The organism is Herbaspirillum sp. Her3 (genome assembly GCF_057961275.1).
Genome location: NZ_CM176328.1, coordinates 3,483,085 through 3,500,258, shown reverse-complemented (window position 1 = coordinate 3,500,258; position 17,174 = coordinate 3,483,085). Strand labels below are relative to the sequence as shown.

General features: G+C 61.6%; 15 protein-coding genes. 7 read left to right on the top strand and 8 right to left on the bottom strand.

Annotation, left to right across the window (positions count from 1 at the left end; genetic code table 11):
* Nucleotides 1–180: 180 nt before the first annotated feature.
* Together adh and ACVC5H_RS15970 are read left to right on the top strand one after the other, a co-directional pair.
* Nucleotides 181–1,701 carry an aldehyde dehydrogenase gene (adh, locus tag ACVC5H_RS15975; RefSeq protein ID WP_489618793.1) on the top strand — a complete coding sequence of 507 codons (1,521 nt, stop codon included), beginning with the start codon at nucleotides 181–183 and terminating at the stop codon, nucleotides 1,699–1,701.
* A 103-nt stretch (nucleotides 1,702–1,804) separates the two neighbouring features.
* The gene (locus tag ACVC5H_RS15970; protein ID WP_489618792.1) at nucleotides 1,805–2,185 is read left to right on the top strand and encodes a DUF779 domain-containing protein; all 381 of its coding nucleotides are present in this window, start codon (nucleotides 1,805–1,807) and stop codon (nucleotides 2,183–2,185) included.
* On the opposite strand, the gene ACVC5H_RS15965 is transcribed toward ACVC5H_RS15970, so the two are convergent.
* Nucleotides 2,166–4,181 (bottom strand): sigma-54-dependent Fis family transcriptional regulator, encoded by a 2,016-nt coding sequence (locus ACVC5H_RS15965; RefSeq protein WP_489618791.1) that lies wholly within the window; start codon nucleotides 4,179–4,181, stop codon nucleotides 2,166–2,168. The two genes, ACVC5H_RS15970 and ACVC5H_RS15965, sit on opposite strands and share 20 nt — an antisense overlap.
* 189 nt (nucleotides 4,182–4,370) lie before the next feature.
* On the opposite strand from ACVC5H_RS15965, the gene ACVC5H_RS15960 reads away from it, so the two are divergent.
* Both ACVC5H_RS15960 and ACVC5H_RS15955 read left to right on the top strand, forming a co-directional pair.
* Nucleotides 4,371–5,618 (top strand): PA0069 family radical SAM protein, encoded by a 1,248-nt coding sequence (locus tag ACVC5H_RS15960; protein WP_489622712.1) that lies wholly within the window; start codon nucleotides 4,371–4,373, stop codon nucleotides 5,616–5,618.
* A 58-nt stretch (nucleotides 5,619–5,676) separates the two neighbouring features.
* A complete protein-coding gene (locus ACVC5H_RS15955; RefSeq protein WP_489618790.1) occupies nucleotides 5,677–7,002 on the top strand; it encodes a leucine-rich repeat-containing protein kinase family protein in 1,326 nt (441 codons plus the stop codon).
* A 12-nt stretch (nucleotides 7,003–7,014) separates the two neighbouring features.
* Here ACVC5H_RS15955 and ACVC5H_RS15950 read toward each other — a convergent pair whose 3' ends face one another.
* The 3 genes from ACVC5H_RS15950 to trxB all read right to left on the bottom strand — a co-directional run bounded on the left by ACVC5H_RS15950 (nucleotide 7,015) and on the right by trxB (nucleotide 9,174).
* A complete protein-coding gene (locus ACVC5H_RS15950) occupies nucleotides 7,015–7,668 on the bottom strand; it encodes a Smr/MutS family protein (RefSeq protein ID WP_489618789.1) in 654 nt (217 codons plus the stop codon).
* Between the two features lie 68 nt (nucleotides 7,669–7,736).
* On the bottom strand, nucleotides 7,737–8,078 hold the full coding sequence (locus ACVC5H_RS15945; protein WP_489618788.1) for an I78 family peptidase inhibitor: 342 nt from the start codon (nucleotides 8,076–8,078) through the stop codon (nucleotides 7,737–7,739).
* A gap of 142 nt (nucleotides 8,079–8,220) precedes the next feature.
* On the bottom strand, nucleotides 8,221–9,174 hold the full coding sequence (gene trxB, locus ACVC5H_RS15940) for a thioredoxin-disulfide reductase (protein ID WP_489618787.1): 954 nt from the start codon (nucleotides 9,172–9,174) through the stop codon (nucleotides 8,221–8,223).
* 392 nt (nucleotides 9,175–9,566) lie between these two features.
* On the opposite strand from trxB, the gene ACVC5H_RS15935 reads away from it, so the two are divergent.
* Nucleotides 9,567–11,909: a DNA translocase FtsK gene (locus tag ACVC5H_RS15935; RefSeq protein WP_489618786.1), complete on the top strand. Its 2,343-nt coding sequence runs from the start codon at nucleotides 9,567–9,569 to the stop codon at nucleotides 11,907–11,909.
* Between the two features lie 98 nt (nucleotides 11,910–12,007).
* Nucleotides 12,008–12,721, top strand: coding sequence for an outer membrane lipoprotein chaperone LolA (gene lolA / locus ACVC5H_RS15930; RefSeq protein ID WP_489618785.1), 714 nt, complete (start codon nucleotides 12,008–12,010; stop codon nucleotides 12,719–12,721).
* A gap of 66 nt (nucleotides 12,722–12,787) precedes the next feature.
* Here the strand turns inward: lolA and fdxA are convergent, their stop codons facing one another.
* A complete protein-coding gene (fdxA, locus tag ACVC5H_RS15925; protein WP_489618784.1) occupies nucleotides 12,788–13,126 on the bottom strand; it encodes a ferredoxin FdxA in 339 nt (112 codons plus the stop codon).
* Between the two features lie 247 nt (nucleotides 13,127–13,373).
* On the opposite strand from fdxA, the gene ACVC5H_RS15920 reads away from it, so the two are divergent.
* On the top strand, nucleotides 13,374–14,678 hold the full coding sequence (locus tag ACVC5H_RS15920) for a replication-associated recombination protein A (RefSeq protein ID WP_489618783.1): 1,305 nt from the start codon (nucleotides 13,374–13,376) through the stop codon (nucleotides 14,676–14,678).
* An 83-nt stretch (nucleotides 14,679–14,761) separates the two neighbouring features.
* Here ACVC5H_RS15920 and ACVC5H_RS15915 read toward each other — a convergent pair whose 3' ends face one another.
* The 3 genes from ACVC5H_RS15915 to ACVC5H_RS15905 all read right to left on the bottom strand — a co-directional run bounded on the left by ACVC5H_RS15915 (nucleotide 14,762) and on the right by ACVC5H_RS15905 (nucleotide 17,150).
* The gene (locus tag ACVC5H_RS15915) at nucleotides 14,762–15,091 is read right to left on the bottom strand and encodes an H-NS histone family protein (protein ID WP_489618782.1); all 330 of its coding nucleotides are present in this window, start codon (nucleotides 15,089–15,091) and stop codon (nucleotides 14,762–14,764) included.
* A gap of 85 nt (nucleotides 15,092–15,176) precedes the next feature.
* Nucleotides 15,177–15,866 carry a hypothetical protein gene (locus ACVC5H_RS15910; RefSeq protein WP_489618781.1) on the bottom strand — a complete coding sequence of 230 codons (690 nt, stop codon included), beginning with the start codon at nucleotides 15,864–15,866 and terminating at the stop codon, nucleotides 15,177–15,179.
* Nucleotides 15,867–15,923: 57 nt separating this feature from the next.
* The gene (locus tag ACVC5H_RS15905) at nucleotides 15,924–17,150 is read right to left on the bottom strand and encodes an IS256 family transposase (protein ID WP_209585377.1); all 1,227 of its coding nucleotides are present in this window, start codon (nucleotides 17,148–17,150) and stop codon (nucleotides 15,924–15,926) included.
* Nucleotides 17,151–17,174: the final 24 nt, after the last annotated feature.

Below are 17,174 nucleotides of genomic sequence, written 5' to 3'. Positions count from 1 at the left end.
GTGTTGCCCGGCACTGTCCCAGGCTGCGCCAGACTGACACAGCGTGACAATGTGGTCGCCCCGGGATCCGCGTCAGGCGGGCCTTTCCCGGCTGGCATGCGATTTGCCACCTGAAGGGATGAACGTCCGCTGCGGCCAAGATCGCGGCGGGATTTCAACCATAACCCGAACGGAGACGACATGAACCTGGCAGACATCAGCAAACTCGGCGTACGCGACCCCTTCAAGCAACGCTACGACAACTTCATCGGTGGCAAATTCGTGCCGCCGGTCAAGGGGGAATACTTCGAGAACATCAGCCCGGTGATCGGACGCGCCTTCTGTGAAGTGGCCCGTTCCAGCGCCGAAGACGTGGAACTGGCACTGGATGCCGCGCACGCCGCCAAGAAGAGCTGGGGCAAGACGTCCCCCACCGAGCGCGCCAATATGCTGTTGAAGATCGCCGACCGCATGGAAGCCAACCTGGAGCTGCTGGCCACCGCCGAAACCCTGGACAATGGCAAGCCCATCCGCGAGACCATGGCCGCCGACATCCCGCTGGCCATCGATCACTTCCGCTATTTCGCCGCCGCCGTGCGCACCCAGGAAGGCAGCATCTGCCCCATCGACAACGACACCTACGCCTACCACTTCCATGAGCCGCTGGGCGTGGTTGGCCAGATCATTCCCTGGAACTTCCCCATCCTGATGGCGGTGTGGAAGCTGGCCCCGGCGCTGGCCGCAGGCAACTGCGTAGTGTTGAAGCCTGCTGAACAGACCCCGGCGTCCATCATGGTGCTCATCGAACTCATCGCCGACCTGATCCCGCCCGGCGTGATCAACATCGTACAGGGCTTCGGCGTGGAAGCCGGCAAGCCGCTGGCCTCCAACAAGCGCATCGCCAAGATCGCCTTCACCGGCGAGACCACCACTGGCCGCCTGATCATGCAATACGCTTCGCAGAACCTGATCCCGGTGACCCTGGAGCTGGGCGGCAAGTCGCCCAACATCTTCTTTGCCGACGTGCTGGACAAGGATGACGAGTTCTTCGACAAGGCCCTGGAAGGCTTCGCCATGTTCGCGCTGAACCAGGGTGAAGTCTGCACCTGCCCCTCGCGCGTGCTGGTGCAGGAATCGATCTATGACCGCTTCATCGAGCGTGCCTTGAAGCGCGTGGCCGCCATCAAGCAGGGCAACCCGCTGGACAAGAGCACCATGATCGGCGCGCAAGCCTCCCAAGAACAGCTGGAAAAGATCCTCTCCTACATCGACATCGGCAAGCAGGAGGGCGCCAAGGTACTGGCCGGCGGCGGACGCGAAGAACTCGGCGGTGACCTGGCCTCGGGCTACTACGTCAAGCCGACGGTCTTCCAGGGCAACAACAAGATGCGCATCTTCCAGGAAGAAATCTTCGGCCCCGTGGTCTCGGTGACCACCTTCAAGGATGAGGAAGAAGCCCTGGCCATCGCCAATGACACCCTGTACGGCCTGGGCGCTGGTCTCTGGACCCGCGAGGGCACCCGTGCCTTCCGCATGGGCCGCGAAATCCAGGCCGGCCGCGTGTGGACCAACTGCTATCACCTGTATCCGGCGCATGCAGCCTTCGGCGGCTACAAGCAATCCGGCATCGGCCGCGAGAACCACAAGATGATGCTGGACCACTACCAGCAGACCAAGAACCTGCTGGTCAGCTACAGCCCCAAGGCGCTGGGCTTCTTCTGATCGCGTGATCCTTGTTTGACTCCTTGCAGCAAGGCAGCTTCGGCGCCGGTCCGCTTCCCGCGGCCGGCGCCGCTTTTATGGCAGATCCAACAGGAGAGCGGCGATGAATGCATTGCCCAGGGTGACGGCCACCGAGGCCACGGTGGACTTGCTGCGCCAGTTGAAGGCGCGGCATGGCGAATTGATCTTCTTCCAGTCCGGTGGCTGCTGCGATGGCAGTGCGCCGATGTGCTATCCGGCCGGCGACTTCACGCTGGGCGATACCGACGTGCATCTCGGCGAGATCGATGGCGTGCCGTTCTACATCGGTGCCGACCAGTTCGACTACTGGAAGCACACGCAACTGATCATCGATGTGGTCAATGGCAACGGCGGCATGTTCTCGCTGGAAAACGGCAGCGGCAAGCGCTTCCTGACGCGCTCGCGGCTGTTCACCGATGAGGAATATGACAGCCTGGCCCCGCTCAGTGCCCGCGTGACTTGAAGCGGCGATAGAGCGTATTGCGCGACACCCCCAGCGCCTTGGCGGCGGCACTGACGTTGCCGTCATGGCTGCGCAGGGCGCGCTCGATGGCGGCCCATTCGCTGTCGTGCATGGACAGCGATTTTTCGCGTTTTTCTTCATAGGCCGTTTGGGCAGGCATCGCGCAAGCCGCCTGCACCGGCGCTGCCTCTTCCAAAAAGTCATCTGGCAGGTGTTCGACGCCAATCCAGGCCTCACCCTCGGCCATGGCCAGCGCCGTGCGGATCAGGTTGGACAGTTGCCGCAGGTTGCCCGGCCAGCGGCTGGCCTGCAGCAGCGCCTGGGCCTGGGCATCAAAACGCGGCGCATCGGGGCCGCCTTCCTGCTCCAGGATGCGTTCGATCAGGCGGGCCAGGTCGCTGCGCTCGCGCAAGGCAGGCAGCTTCACCTGCAGGCCATTGATGCGGTAGTACAGGTCTTCGCGGAAGGTATGGCGCGCGGCCATTTCGCGTAGTGGCTGGTTGGTCGCGCAGACCAGCGCAAAGTCCACCGGGATGACGCGCTGGCTGCCCAGCGGCGTCACGGCGCGTTCCTGCAAGACGCGCAGCAGCCGGCCCTGCAGGGCCAGGGGCATGTCGCCGATCTCATCGAGGAAGAGGGTGCCACCCTGGGCCTGTGCGATCTTGCCCAGCGCACCCTTGCGGCGTGCGCCGGTGAAGGCGCCGTCTTCATAGCCGAACAGTTCGGCTTCGATCAGGTTCTCGGGAATGGCTGAACAATTGACGGCCACGAAGGGCGCTGCGCCACCACGGGTTTGCGTGGCCCGGAAGCGCGCACTCTCACGGTGGATGGCCTGGGCCAGCCATTCCTTGCCGGTGCCGGTTTCGCCGGTGATGAGGACCGGAATGTCGCGGTCGATCACCTTGCGCAACTTGGCGATGATGGCGCTCATGCGGGCATCGCCCGTGTCCAGCGCCTGCAGGCCCGCACGCGCCTGGCCGGGATGGGGGCGTGCGGCCGGTGCAGGGCGGGGAGCGGGGATCGTGTGCGGTGTGTCGATGACGGCTTCGCGCGCATTCTGGAAATGCTGGTCGCGCAACCGCAGTTCGGCCCGCCCATGGATGCGGATGCCATTGTGCAGGCACAGCTCCAGCAAGCCTGACGCGGCCTTGCGATGGTGCTCGAACAGCAGCGACAGCGGCACCCCGAAGAGGGAGGCGAAGGTATGCGATTGCAGCGCCGCCAGCGTCAGCCCGAGCTGGAACTGCGCACTGCGGTTGGCCGCCAGGAAGCGCCCGCCGGGCGTGAAGCTGACGATGCCCTCGACCAGCGTGCCGACGAATTCGGCGCGGCTGTGGAAGTGCAGGGTGATGCAATCGGGGAAGCTGCCGGCCAGCAGGTGGTTCTCGATCATCTGGGCCGACATGCGCACCAGTGCCATGGTGTGCTTGTGGAAGCTGCCGCATTCGCCGGAGACATCCAGCACGCCCAGCACCTGGCCGCGATGGTCGAAGATGGGCGCGGCCGAGCAGGTCAAAAAGCGGTTGGCGTCCAGATAGTGCTGCTGGGCATGCACGGTGGTCGGCTTCTGTTCGAACAGGGCCGTGCCGATGGCATTGGTGCCGCGCAATTGTTCGGACCAGCGACTGCCCGCACCCAGCGCCACGCGGTCGGCCTTGGCGAGGAAATCGCTGTCGCCCAGGGTGTGCAGGATGGTGCCTTCGGCGTCCGACAGGATCACCATGCTGTGGGTATTGCGGATCTGGTCGTAGAGGGTTTCCATGACCGGGCGGGCGTGGCCGGAGAGGGCCTGGTTGGCTTCCAGCGTCTGCGCCAGGTCGGCGCGCGAGAGCGAGTCCAGATCGGGCCGCTGGCCGCGCGTGATGCCGTAGGACGAGCTGCGCTGGTGCGAGCGCTCGATGGCCTGCAGATCCGGCATGCCCTCGGCACTGGCCTGCACCAGCGGCGAGGCGCCCAGCAATGCGCCGGCACCGGGCCGGTTTGCCTGGTATTGCATCCTTGTCTCCTTGGGACCTCTGGCGGTCCTTGTTCCCCCTTTATGGTCGCTTTCTTCTCTGTCAGGAAGCTGAGGGTGAACAAGCATAACCGATTAATGCGGCAGCCGGACAAATTGAAACAGCATTTGCAGCGGCCTCAAAGTGAAGGCAAAATACTGTTCATATATACAGTATTGTTGAGCTTGCCTTTGGCCTCCTTCCCCAAATTTCCGCAGGGCATTGCCCGGCCTTTTCCGGACCAGCCGGTGCCTTCCGGCGAGGATGACGCAACGCTTACGCCGGAAGCCTTCGTCCATCGCAGCCAGGTCGCCCGGAAGGGCCGGGGTGCGGTCACCAACCTGCGCGGGCGCTACGAATCGGTGGCGCGGGAAGAGTTCGACGATGGCTGGCAGGCCGTCAGCTTTCCTGCGGCGGCGGAGCTTGTGGAAGAGCTTGGAGAGGAAGACGAAGCCCCGCGCCTGAAGACCATCGTCACCGAGGAAGACGCCAGGTCCATCATCAGCCGCAACAGTTCGCCGGACTTGCCGTTTTCGCTTTCCCTCAATCCTTACCGGGGTTGTGAGCATGGCTGCATCTATTGCTTCGCGCGGCCATCACATAGCTACCTCGGCCTCTCGCCGGGGCTGGATTTCGAAAGCCGGCTGGTCGCCAAGCGCAATGCGCCCCAAGTGTTGCTGCGTGAACTCGCCAAACCGTCGTATCAGTCCGACACCATCACGGTAGGCATCAATACCGATGCCTACCAGCCCATCGAGCGCGAACGCCAACTGACCCGGCGCATCCTGCAGATCCTGCACGATTGCGAGAACCCGGTGGCGATGATTACCAAATCCTCCCTGATCGAGCGCGACATCGACCTGCTGGCGCCCATGGCTGCCAAGGGACAGGCCATCGTCGCCGTCACCATCACCACGCTCGATCCCGCCATTGCCCGCACGCTGGAGCCGCGTGCGGCCAGTCCGGCGCGGCGGCTGCGGGTGATCCGTACGTTGGCCGAGGCGGGCATCCCGGTGAGCGTATCGATTGCACCGGTGATCCCCTTCGTGACCGAGCCGGATCTGGAGCGCGTGATGGAAGCCGCCGTCGAAGCCGGCGCTCGGCAAGCGGGCTATATCGTGCTGCGCCTGCCGTGGGAAGTGAGCCCGCTGTTTCGGCAATGGTTGCAGGCGCATTTCCCCGATCGCGCGGCGCGGGTGATGAACCGCATCCAGGACATGCGCGGCGGCAAGGATTACGACGCCGATTTCGCTACCCGCATGCGCGGCACGGGTGTCTGGGCGGACCTGCTGCATCAGCGTTTCGAGAAGGCCAGCCGGCGCCTGGGGATCGATCATCGCAACCGGGCTTTTGCTACGCTGGATGCCAGTCGTTTTCGGCGGCCTGTGCTTGTACCGGCCCGAGCCACCGGCAATGATGCGCAACTCGATTTGTTCTGAATGCCTGGGGCTGTGGCTGCTAAACTCCGCGTTTTCGTCTGTTTCTTCACTTCTCTGCATGCACACCTTGGAACAACTGCGCAGCGGCGCCCTGCAAGGCATTACCCGCCTGTCTCTGTCGTGCGGCCTGCGCGAATTCCCGCGAGAAATCTTCACCCTGGCTGAAACCCTCGAGATTCTGGACTTGAGCGGCAACGAACTGAGCGCCTTGCCGGAAGACCTGCCGCGCCTGGGCAAGCTGCGCATCATTTTCTGTTCCGACAATCCCTTCACCGAACTGCCTGCCGTGCTGGGCCGCTGTCCCGCGCTGGAGATGATCGGCTTCAAAGCCAACCGCATCGAACATGTGCCCGCCGAGGCGCTGCCGCCCGCGCTGCGCTGGCTGGTGCTGACCGACAACCGTATCGAGCAGTTGCCTTCCAGCATCGGGCAGTGTCCGCGCCTGCAGAAGCTGATGCTGGCCGGTAACCGGCTGCGGACGTTGCCGCCCGAACTGGCGGCCTGCCGCAACCTGGAACTGCTGCGCCTGTCGGCCAATGCATTGGAAGCGTTTCCGCACTGGTTGCTGACGCTGCCGCGTCTGAGCTGGCTGGCCATGGCGGGCAATCCCTGGTGCCAGGCGGTGGAGGAAGCGGCGGATCGCAATGCCCAGGTGGCGGGCATAGACTGGAACGATTTGCAGCTGGGTGAGAAGCTGGGCGAGGGCGCTTCCGGCCTGATCCACGCGGCGCGCTGGACAGTGCAGGACAAGAGCCAGCCCGTGGCGGTCAAGCTCTTCAAGGGGGCCGTCACCAGCGACGGCCTGCCCGAGCGTGAAATGGCCGCTTGCATCATGGCCGGTAGCCATCGCGGGTTGATTCCGGTGCTGGGCCGCTTGCAAGGACATCCGCAGGCAGCGCAAGGCCTGGTGATGCCCCTGATCGATCCGGATTTCAAGACCCTGGCCGGCCCGCCCAGCCTGCAGTCCTGCACGCGCGACGTCTATGCACAAGACTTCATCCCGGCCTGGACCCAGGTGCTGGCCATTGCACGCGATATCGCCTCGGCAGCGGCACATCTGCATGCGCAGGGCATCGTGCATGGCGACCTGTATGGCCACAATATCCTGCATCGGGAAGGGGAAGCCTTGTTGGGGGATTTTGGCGCGGCATGGTTCTACGATGCAGGAGAGCCCCATGCCTGGGGCGTGCAGGCCATGGAAGTGCGGGCTTATGGATGTCTGCTGGAAGAATTGCTGGCGCACGGCCAGCCGCTCGATGAAGCGGGACAGAAGCAGCGCGCCACCCTGGCGGGTTTGCGCCAGGCCTGCCTGTCGGCGGATGCAGCGGCACGGCCGCATTTCGAGGCCATCGTGGCCATGCTCGATACGCTGGCCACGGCCTGACGCCGTGGCGGCCTAGGCCCGTTCGCTGGAGCGCAGCAGCACCACCAGCGCGCCCGCGCCACCATCGGCTGCGCGGGCCTGGCAAAAGGCCATCACTTCGTCCTTCTGGGCCAGCCAGTTGCGTACCTTGTGCTTGAGAACGGGCTCCTTGTTCACCGAACCGAGCCCCTTGCCATGGATCACCCGCACGCAGCGCAGGCCACGGCGGCGCGATTGACGCAAGAATTCACCTAATGCTTCCCGCGCCTGGTCGCGGCGATAGCCGTGCAGGTCGAGCTGGGCCTGGATCACCCAGTTGCCACGGCGCAGCTTGCTCAAGACATCCACGCCCACGCCGGGACGGGCGAAACTGAGGTTTTCGTCGCTGTCCATCAAGGTGTCGATGGTGAACTCATCCGAGAGCGACTCCAGCAGCGCGGCCTGTTCATCGGCCAGGTGCTGGCGGGGAATGGGCAGAGGGGGTTCGGGCGGGTAATGGGCCTTGTCGACCACCGTGGGGCGCAAGGGCGCGACCGCGCCGATGCTGTTGCGGAAGAGATTGGCTTCCTCGCGGGCTGCCGCTTCCTGACGCTGGCGCTCGGCCAAGGCCAGTGCGCGCGCTTTTTCCTGTTCCTGCAAATCGCGGCGCAATCCCTTGAGCGCCGAGAAATCCTTCATTGTCGCCATGACAGCCACCCAACCCCTGTAGCGAATAGTTCCCTGAGTGGCTACTTTAGCAGAAGCGGGCTCAGCCTTCAGCCGCAGGCGACCTGGATGATGACCAGGCCCGGATCGACTTGCAGAGTCAGGCGGCGCGGATTGAAGTCCATGGTGGCGGCGTCGTCCGGCTTGAGCACGCGGATGTCGGTGGCGCCCGATTCGGCCAGGGCCTGGCGTTCAATGTAGCCGCTGTAGTTTTCGCCGATCAGGTGGTCGGCCCGCGACGCATCGCATTGGCCGCCGCCGGCGCGTGCTACCGGCGTTTCGCGCGAAGCGCTGCAGGCGATCAGTACGGCGCCCAGGCTCACGGTGGCCAGTGCTGCCTTGAACGCGGGCGAGTGGCCACGCGCGGGAGAGGGGGTTGGATAATAGGGCACGATGCTTTCCTCGGTCTTGATGATTCTTCTGGTTGGATTGCTCGAGTGAAACAAAAAAGCCGGGACGACAACTCGTCACCGGCTTTTGGAGTGCCCGTTGCGCTGCGAGTTCTCGCAGTGCAGCATTTTACATCAATTTACTTTATTCGAGGCCTTCCAGATAGCGCTGTGCATCCAGTGCTGCCATGCAACCTGTGCCGGCGCTGGTGATGGCCTGGCGGTAGATATGGTCCTGCACGTCGCCGGCCGCGAAGACGCCATCGATGCTGGTGGCGGTGGCAAAGCCTTCGGTGCCGGTGCGGGTCTTGAGGTAGCCGTTCTGCATCTCCAGCTGGCCTTCGAAGATGCTGGTATTGGGCTTGTGGCCGATGGCGATGAACAGGCCATGCACCGGGATCTCGGTAATGGCGCCATCCTGGGTCGACTTGATCTTGATGCCGGTCACGCCGCTGTCGTCGCCGACCACTTCATCCAGGGTGGAGTGCCACTGGATGGCGATCTTGCCCTCGGTGAGCTTGTGCAGCAGCCGGTCGATCAGGATGGGTTCGGCGCGGAACTTGTCGCGGCGGTGCACGATGGTGACCTTGCTGGCGATGTTGGAGAGGTACAGCGCTTCTTCCACGGCGGTGTTGCCGCCGCCGACCACGGCCACTTCCTTGCCACGATAGAAGAAACCGTCACAGGTGGCGCAGGCCGACACGCCACGGCCCATGAAGGCTTGCTCCGAAGGCAGGCCGAGATACTGGGCCGAAGCGCCGGTGGCGATGATGAGCGCGTCGGCAGTGTATTCGCCGCTGTCGCCGATGAGGCGGAACGGACGCTCGGAGAGCTTGGTGGTGTGGATGTGATCGAAGATGATCTCGGTGTTGAAGCGCTCGGCGTGCTGCAGCAGGCGCTGCATCAGTTCCGGGCCTTGCACGCCCAGCGGATCGCCGGGCCAGTTCTCGACGTCGGTGGTGGTCATCAGCTGGCCGCCTTGCTCCACGCCGGTGATCAGCACCGGGTTCAGGTTGGCGCGGGCGGCATAGACGGCGGCGCTATAGCCGGCGGGGCCGGAGCCGAGAATCAGGACCTTGGCATGTTTGGGCGTGCTCATAAGCTACTCATCAAAAAATGTTGCGGGATTGCCTCTGCAGCTTGAGGCGACCCGCGGGATTTCAATTCCCGGCCGGCGTGGACACCAGCGCAGCCAGGGCAGGGGAAGCGGTTGCGAGCGTGCAAGTTTGCGGTTTGCCGCGCTGCAAAACGGGTAAGATTATAGTCCATGCCTTCATTGGGGCTCATGGAATTACGCTATGTCGGCGATAGCCGGAAGGGACGGGGGAATCAAGAGTATTGCTGTTCAGAATATGAACAAAAAGACAGCACAACCAGAACGATAGCGGCCGATGACGGTCAGTGCAGCGGGTTTCCCGCCGCCCTGCGCAAAACCGCGAAGCGCCAATGCAATGCCGTTACAATGACGGCGTATTTTTTTGTACGGAAGTTATGTCCAAGACGAGTCAAGCCCACATCCGCACCACCAAGACACCGGCACCTCCCATGCCCAACCGTCTAGTGCGGCTGTTATCGGAGGCGCGCTGGCTGGCGCTGGCGGCCTTGCTGGCCTATCTGGCGCTGATCCTGCTGAGCTATGCCAAGACCGATCCCGGCTGGTCCGTGGCCAGTTCGGTGCCGCGCGTGGGCAACTGGGGCGGCCGCGTCGGCGCCTGGACGGCCGACCTGCTGCTCTACATCTTCGGCCTGTCGGCCTGGTGGTGGTGCGTGTTGCTGGGCCGCTCGGTGTGGACCGGCTATCGGCGCCTGTCCAACCGTTTCCTGGTGGCCCAGCCGGTGGAACCGGAACACCAGCAGGAACCGCTGATTCGTGCCGTCGGCTTCATCTTCATGCTCACCGGCAGCATGGGCATCGAATTCACCCGCATGCATCGCTTCGCGCCCAAGCTGCCGCATTCTTCCGGCGGCGTGCTGGGCGAGATGATCGGCTCGGCCATGCAGCCGACCTTTGGATTCACGGGTTCCACGCTGTTGCTGTTGCTGCTCTTCGGGCTGGGGTTCTCGCTGCTGTTCCAGGTGTCGTGGCTGGCGGCGGTGGAGCGCATTGGCGGCCTGATCGAGGATGGCCTCTTCGCCGTGCGCGACTTCTTCGCCGCCCGTGCCGACCGCCGCGCCGGCCAGGAAGCCGCCGTCAAGCGCGAGGAAACCGTGGTGCAGGAACGCGCCAAGATCGTCGAAGCCCCGCCGATCCGCATCGAACCGCAGATCGTGGAGGTGCAGAAATCGGACCGCGTGCAGAAGGAGAAGCAGACCAGCCTCTTCGATGACCTCAACAGCGAACTGCCGCCGCTGTCGCTGCTCGATGAGGCCCCGCCTGCGCAGCAGACGGTCTCGGTGGAAACCCTGGAATTCACCAGCCGCCTGATCGAAAAGAAGCTGGCCGACTTCGGTGTCGAGGTCAAGGTGGTGGCAGCCTATCCCGGCCCGGTGATCACCCGCTACGAGATCGAACCGGCCACGGGCGTCAAGGGCAGCCAGATCGTCAACCTGGCGCGCGACCTGGCGCGTTCGCTGTCGCTGACGTCGATCCGCGTGGTGGAAGTCATCCAGGGCAAGAATTTCATGGGCCTGGAACTGCCCAACCCCAAGCGCCAGATCGTGCGCCTGACCGAGATCCTCGGTTCCAAGGTCTACAACGACAGCCATTCCAGCCTGACGGTGGCGCTGGGCAAGGACATCGCCGGCAACCCGGTGGTGGCCGACCTGGCCAAGATGCCGCACTTGCTGGTGGCCGGTACCACCGGTTCGGGCAAGTCGGTGGGCATCAACGCCACCATTCTCTCGCTGCTGTACAAATCCTCGCCGCGCCAGGTGCGCCTGATCCTGATCGATCCCAAGATGCTGGAACTGTCGATCTATGAAGGCATTCCGCACCTGCTGGCGCCGGTGGTGACCGACATGCGCCAGGCCGGTCACGCCCTGAACTGGGCGGTGGAAGAGATGGAGCGCCGCTACAAGAAGATGTCCAAGCTGGGCGTGCGCAACCTGGCCGGCTACAACCAGAAGATCATCGACGCCGAAAAACGCGGCGAGAAGATCCCCAATCCCTTCAGCCTCACCCCGGATGCCCCGGAACCGCTGGAGCAGCTGGAAACCATCGTCATCATCATCGACGAACTGGCCGACCTGATGATGGTGGTGGGCAAGAAGGTCGAAGAACTGATCGCCCGTATCGCCCAGAAGGCGCGCGCGGCCGGCATCCACCTGATCCTGGCCACGCAGCGTCCGTCGGTGGACGTGATCACGGGCCTGATCAAGGCCAACGTGCCCACGCGCATTGCCTTCCAGGTGTCTTCCAAGATCGACTCGCGCACCATCCTTGACCAGATGGGCGCCGAAACCCTGCTGGGCATGGGCGACATGCTCTACAACCCGCCCGGCACGGGCTTGCCGGTGCGGGTCCACGGCGCCTTCGTGTCGGACGACGAAGTGCACCGCGTGGTGGAACACCTGAAATCCCAGGGGGAACCGAATTACATCGAGGGCATCCTAGAGGGAGGCGTGCTGGAGGACGCCGATGGCGGTGGCGGCGGTGCTGCAGCCGGTGCCGGCGGCAGCGGCGAAGGCGACGAGATGTACGACCAGGCCGTGGCCGTGGTGCTGAAACATCGCCGGGCCTCGATCTCGCTGGTGCAGCGTCACCTGCGCATCGGCTACAACCGCGCGGCGCGCTTGCTGGAGCAGATGGAGCAAAGCGGCCTGGTCTCCACCATGCAATCCAACGGCAACCGTGAAATCCTGGTGCCGGCAGGTGCCGGCGATGCGGCTGAATAAGCGGTCTTCCCTCCTCATCAACCTGCCCTGAAGGCCGGCCACCAACGTGCCGGCCGCCACCTTGCAGGTGGCGCCAAGTCAAGAAGGAATCAAACAACATGGACAATTCCAGAAACGCTTTCCGCTCGCGCCCTGCGCAAGCCCGTACGTTCAAGCTGCGCCGCCTGATGATGGCAGCAGGTCTTTCCGCGCTGGCCGTGGCCGGCGCCATCGCCATCACCGCGCTGACCCCGGGCCGCGCCTCGGCTGCCGCGCTGGACCAGTTCAAGCAATTCGTCAGCAGCACGCAGTCGGCCAAGGGCGCGTTCACCCAGCGCATGGTGCGGGTGGAGAATGGCACGTCCAAGGTGGTCAACACGTCCAGCGGCAGCTTCGTGTTTTCGCGTCCCGGCAAATTCATCTGGACCTACCAGAAGCCTTATGAGCAGGTGATCCAGGCCGATGGGGAAAAACTCTTCATCTACGACAAGGACCTCAACCAGGTCACCACCAAGAAACTCGGCAATGCGCTGGGCTCTTCGCCGGCCGCCATCCTCTTCGGCAGCAACGATCTGGAAAAAAACTTCACCTTGACCGAAGCCGGCACCAAGGACGGCCTGGAATGGCTGCAAGCCGTGCCCAAGAGCAAGGATACGACCTTCGACACCATCGGCATCGGCCTGAAGAATGGCACCCCGGTGGCGATGGAATTGCATGATTCCTTCGGCCAGGTCTCGGTGCTGAGCTTCGACAGTTTCGAGAAGAATCCGCCGCTGAAGGTCAACAGCTTCAATTTCACCATTCCCAAGGGTGCGGACGTGTTCAACAACTGAGCGTCTCCGCCTCCACGTCAAACAGCCCCGCAGGCTTGCGCTTGCGGGGCTGTTTTGCTGGGTGCTTCAGAGTTCGGGCATCTTGAGCAGGGGCAGCTTGTCGGGCACGTCCTTCCACTGCTCATGGCCGGGCAGGGGCGCTTTGGCTTGCGTGATGGGCTTCCATCCGGGCAGCTTGGCCAGTCTGGCGTTGAGGTCTTCGAAGTGGGCCAGGGCCGCGGGCAGGTCGGTGGCGTTGTAGATGGCGCCGACCGGGCATTCCGGCACGCACATGGAGCAATCGATGCAGCCGTCCGGATCGATGGCCAGGAAGTTCGGGCCTTCGACGAAGCAGTCCATCGGACAGACGCTGACGCAATCGGTGTATTTGCACTGGATACAGGAATCGGTGACGACGAAGGGCATGGAGAAGGCAGGAAAATGGGCGTTGTGAAGGAAAACGCAGAGGCCGCATTCTAACGCCTGCGCCCGATGCCTGCAGGCCGGCGTCTTCGCCCCTTATCCGGGCCTGCTGCGTTAGACTACGGCCTTTGGTGAATGCGCCTTGCAATCCGGCGCTGCGCCCGCATCCTGATGAATATGAACTTTATTTCCCTGGCCGCCATGCGGCGCTCCTTCTTCTCCGATCTTGCTGGTGTGCAGGGGGCGGCGCATGGCTGACCTGTTCGCGCAAGAACCCGCCGCGCCGCTGGCTGAAGCGCTGCGCCCCAAGACGCTCGATGAGGTCATCGGGCAGTCGCATCTGTTGGGCGAAGGCAAGCCCTTGCGGCTGGCTTTCCAGTCCGGCAAGCCGCATTCGATGATCTTCTGGGGGCCGCCTGGCGTGGGCAAGACTACGCTGGCGCGCCTGACCGCGACGGCCTTCCAGTGCGAATTCATTGCCCTGTCGGCGGTGTTTTCGGGGGTGAAGGATATCCGGGCGGCCATGGAGCAGGCCGAGCAGAATCTATCGATGGGCAAGCACACGATACTGTTCGTGGATGAAATCCATCGCTTCAACAAGTCCCAGCAGGATGCCTTGTTGCCCTATGCGGAAAGCGGCCTGGTGACCTTTATCGGTGCCACCACCGAGAATCCTTCCTTCGAGGTCAATTCGGCGCTGTTGTCGCGTGCGCAGGTGTACGTGTTGAAGTCGCTCACCGATGAGGAGCTCAAGCAACTGCTCAAGCGCGCGCAGGACAAGGCGCTGGGGGATCTGCAATTCGACGCGCAGGCTACCGATACCATCATTGGCTACGCCGATGGCGACGCCCGGCGCTTCCTCAATCTGCTGGAGCAGACCCAGACGGCCGCCCGCACTACCGGTACGCAGCTGGTCACGGCCGAGTTCCTGCAGAATGCGCTGACGCTCAACAGCCGCCGTTTCGACAAGGGCGGCGACAACTTCTACGACCAGATTTCGGCCTTGCACAAGTCGGTGCGCGGCTCACACCCGGATGCGGCGCTGTACTGGCTGACCCGCATGCTCGATGGTGGCGCCGATCCGCGCTACCTGTCGCGGCGCATCGTGCGCATGGCCTGGGAAGACATCGGCCTGGCCGACCCGCGCGCCATGCAGATCGCCAACGATGCCGCACTGACCTATGAGCGGCTGGGCAGCCCCGAGGGTGAACTGGCGCTGGGGCAGGCGGTGATCTACCTGGCGGTGGCGGCCAAGAGCAATGCCGGCTACAACGCGTACAACGCGGCGCGCGCTTTCGTGAAGCAGGACAAGAGCCGGGAAGTGCCGGTGCATCTGCGCAATGCACCGACCAAGCTGATGAAGGAATTGGGGTATGGGCATGCGTATCGCTATGCGCATGACGAGCCCAATGCCTATGCGGCGGGGGAGACTTATCTGCCGGAGGGGATTGCCGAGCCTGGGTGGTATCAGCCGGTGCCGCGGGGGTTGGAAATCAAGATTGGCGAGAAGCTGGCGACCTTGCGGCAGTGGGATGAAGAGGCCCGGAAAGAATGAACCGATTGGCGAAAGGGGCCAGTCTTGTTGTCTGGGTGCTTTCGCCAATATGATATCAAGGTGGTCTGGCGCTTGGTCGGTACTTAGCGTGCAGATTTCCCCTTCACGCGATATTTCTCGATATCGCCGCCCGCATCAATAATCTCCTTGACCCATCCAGGCTTGCGGCCACGGGCAGCACCTGACCAGGTGAGATCGCCATTTCGATACATCACCACGGCTTCTTTGGCTGCAGCTTTTCTGACGGTTTTCTTTCTGGAAGAAGAGAATCCAAGCTGTTCCGCAGTCAGACCGTATTCATAGATTTTCTGCTTGATGCCGATGATGACGGTTTCTAATTCTTTCGCCTTCAACTTGTCAGCCTGGTCTTGAAGTTTCTTGATTTGCGCTTGCAGGTCCGCGTAGGTCGTCATGGTTTTCCTTTGAATAGAGGTCGGCCAAGCTGAAGCTCATGGCCAATTATCGGAAGGCGTTTGAAAAATTGATGTCGCCTGATTTCTAGAACAGATATTTAGCTTTCAGTCTCTCAAATAAAGAGGGCGGCATAGCGATGGTGTAATCTTTCTGCTCGTCATCGTCTTGGTAAGTGATGCTATCACTTCCAATGATCAACGGCTCATGCCCAGGTTTGGCATCCCATTCGATGACATAGTGTCGTTTTACCAGTAATTCTCCCTGTTCATTTTTAATGGTAAGTTCGGCTAAATCTGGCTCGTCATCGGACAGTATTCCTCCGTGACTTGTTCCACTTCCACAAATCTTGATGGAGTATTTTTGGTCCTGAAATTCCTTGACTCCGCCATTTAATTTCTCGGTGTAGTCATACTTATCGCAGTCGAAATTTCTGCCGTTTGCAGAAAAGTAGCTGTCAAGTATAAACGCGGAAACGCAAAAAAGCGTGAGCCAGAAAATAATGGCTGGCGTCATTTTGAAAAATTCTTTTTTGAATGGCTTTTCTCTTTTTTTGAGGAGATAGGCTTTATATCCAAAGAAAATCAGGATCAAGAAAATAATGCCGGTACGTGTGTGTTCGTGGAAACGGAAAAGGATATAGAAAATCTTTCCAAATAAATGAAACTCCTCTAACAGAGCGAGCGCCAACAATCCTGAGACAGCCGTAGTGATCAAGCCTAGAATGACCGCGAGATTCTTTATTGACCAGAGAAAGTAAGTGCGGACAGAAGGCATATCGATTTAATTCATGCGGTGGGGCGTGTCCGATTTTTTGTGTAAACGGGATTTCGTTTAATTCATAGAGATACGTTCACCGAACTGGATAGTAAACCGAGTCAGTGCAGCTTTCCAATCTCGGATGGGCAGCGTCCACTTTTTACTGATGTTACGCAGGGCCAGGAAGAAGAGTTTAATCAGCGCCTCATCGCTGGGGAACGAGCCCCGGTTCTTAGTCAGCTTGCGCAAACTCATGTTGACCGACTCGATGGCATTGGTCGTATAGATGACCTTTCGAATCTCTGGTGGGAAGTCGAAGAACGGAATCAGACGGGGCCAGTTGCGCCGCCAGGATTGGCCGATAGGCAGATACTCTGCATCCCATTTCTCTTCGAATTCACCGAGTCGGAGTTCGGCTTCTTCGGCGGTTGCCGACTGGTAAATCAATCGTAGGTCAGCCGCCACCTCCGGACGTCGTTTCCATGAGACGTAATTCAAGCTGTGCCGGACCATGTGGACGATACACAGCTGCACCGTGGTCTTCGGGAACACAGCTTCGATGGCATCCGGGAAGCCCTTCAAGCCGTCAACGCAAGCGATGAAGATATCTTGCACGCCGCGATTACGCAGCTCAGTGACAACCTGCAGCCAGAACTTGGCGCCTTCCGTTTGCGCTAGCCACAGTCCCAACACCTCCTTCTCACCGTCCATGGTGATGCCGATGGCTAGGTAGACGGCTTTTACTCGCACCGTTCCTTCACGCACTTTGACATGGATACAGTCGAGATAAACGATGGGATAAATTGGATTCAATGGCCTAGCTTGCCAGGCTTTGACTTCATCGACAACGGCGTCAGTGACCGATGAAATCAGGCTGGGTGACACCTCGGTTCCATACATCTCTTCCAGGTGCGCCTGAATCTCTCTTACTGTCATGCCACGGGCATACAGCGAAATAATCTTGTCGTCGAAGCCGGCCCAGCGCGTCTGATGCTTGGTTACCAGCTTCGGTTCGAAGCTGCCATGACGGTCTCGAGGAACTTCAATTGGCAACTCGCCGAATTCGCCCTTTAGCGTCTTGCGACTCTTGCCGTTTCGGGTGTTGCCCGACTCATTGGCTACGCTCCCGTGCTTCTCATGGCCCAGGTGCTCGCTCAGCTCGGCTTCCAGGGCTCGTTCCACCACCAGCTTGGTGAGATGCTTCAACAGGCCTTCTTCACCTATTAAATCTTCGGGATTCTTGTAATTGGCTAGCAATCCAGCCAGTAATTCTTCGGGTACGTCGTGTTTCTTTTTACTCATTGTGGCTCCGGACAAGGCGACAGT

What these genes read in the sequence shown, in the direction of transcription:
- ACVC5H_RS15955 (WP_489618790.1), top strand. Translation starts at nt 5,677, where the DNA reads ATGCACACCTTGGAACAACTGCGCAGCGGCGCCCTGCAAGGCATTACC.
- ACVC5H_RS15965 (WP_489618791.1), bottom strand. Translation starts at nt 4,181, where the DNA reads ATGCAATACCAGGCAAACCGGCCCGGTGCCGGCGCATTGCTGGGCGCC.
- ACVC5H_RS15905 (WP_209585377.1), bottom strand. Translation starts at nt 17,150, where the DNA reads ATGAGTAAAAAGAAACACGACGTACCCGAAGAATTACTGGCTGGATTG.
- fdxA (WP_489618784.1), bottom strand. Translation starts at nt 13,126, where the DNA reads ATGCCCTTCGTCGTCACCGATTCCTGTATCCAGTGCAAATACACCGAT.
- ACVC5H_RS15910 (WP_489618781.1), bottom strand. Translation starts at nt 15,866, where the DNA reads ATGCCTTCTGTCCGCACTTACTTTCTCTGGTCAATAAAGAATCTCGCG.
- ACVC5H_RS15935 (WP_489618786.1), top strand. Translation starts at nt 9,567, where the DNA reads ATGTCCAAGACGAGTCAAGCCCACATCCGCACCACCAAGACACCGGCA.
- lolA (WP_489618785.1), top strand. Translation starts at nt 12,008, where the DNA reads ATGGACAATTCCAGAAACGCTTTCCGCTCGCGCCCTGCGCAAGCCCGT.
- trxB (WP_489618787.1), bottom strand. Translation starts at nt 9,174, where the DNA reads ATGAGCACGCCCAAACATGCCAAGGTCCTGATTCTCGGCTCCGGCCCC.
- ACVC5H_RS15950 (WP_489618789.1), bottom strand. Translation starts at nt 7,668, where the DNA reads ATGGCGACAATGAAGGATTTCTCGGCGCTCAAGGGATTGCGCCGCGAT.
- ACVC5H_RS15920 (WP_489618783.1), top strand. Translation starts at nt 13,374, where the DNA reads ATGGCTGACCTGTTCGCGCAAGAACCCGCCGCGCCGCTGGCTGAAGCG.
- ACVC5H_RS15915 (WP_489618782.1), bottom strand. Translation starts at nt 15,091, where the DNA reads ATGACGACCTACGCGGACCTGCAAGCGCAAATCAAGAAACTTCAAGAC.
- adh (WP_489618793.1), top strand. Translation starts at nt 181, where the DNA reads ATGAACCTGGCAGACATCAGCAAACTCGGCGTACGCGACCCCTTCAAG.
- ACVC5H_RS15970 (WP_489618792.1), top strand. Translation starts at nt 1,805, where the DNA reads ATGAATGCATTGCCCAGGGTGACGGCCACCGAGGCCACGGTGGACTTG.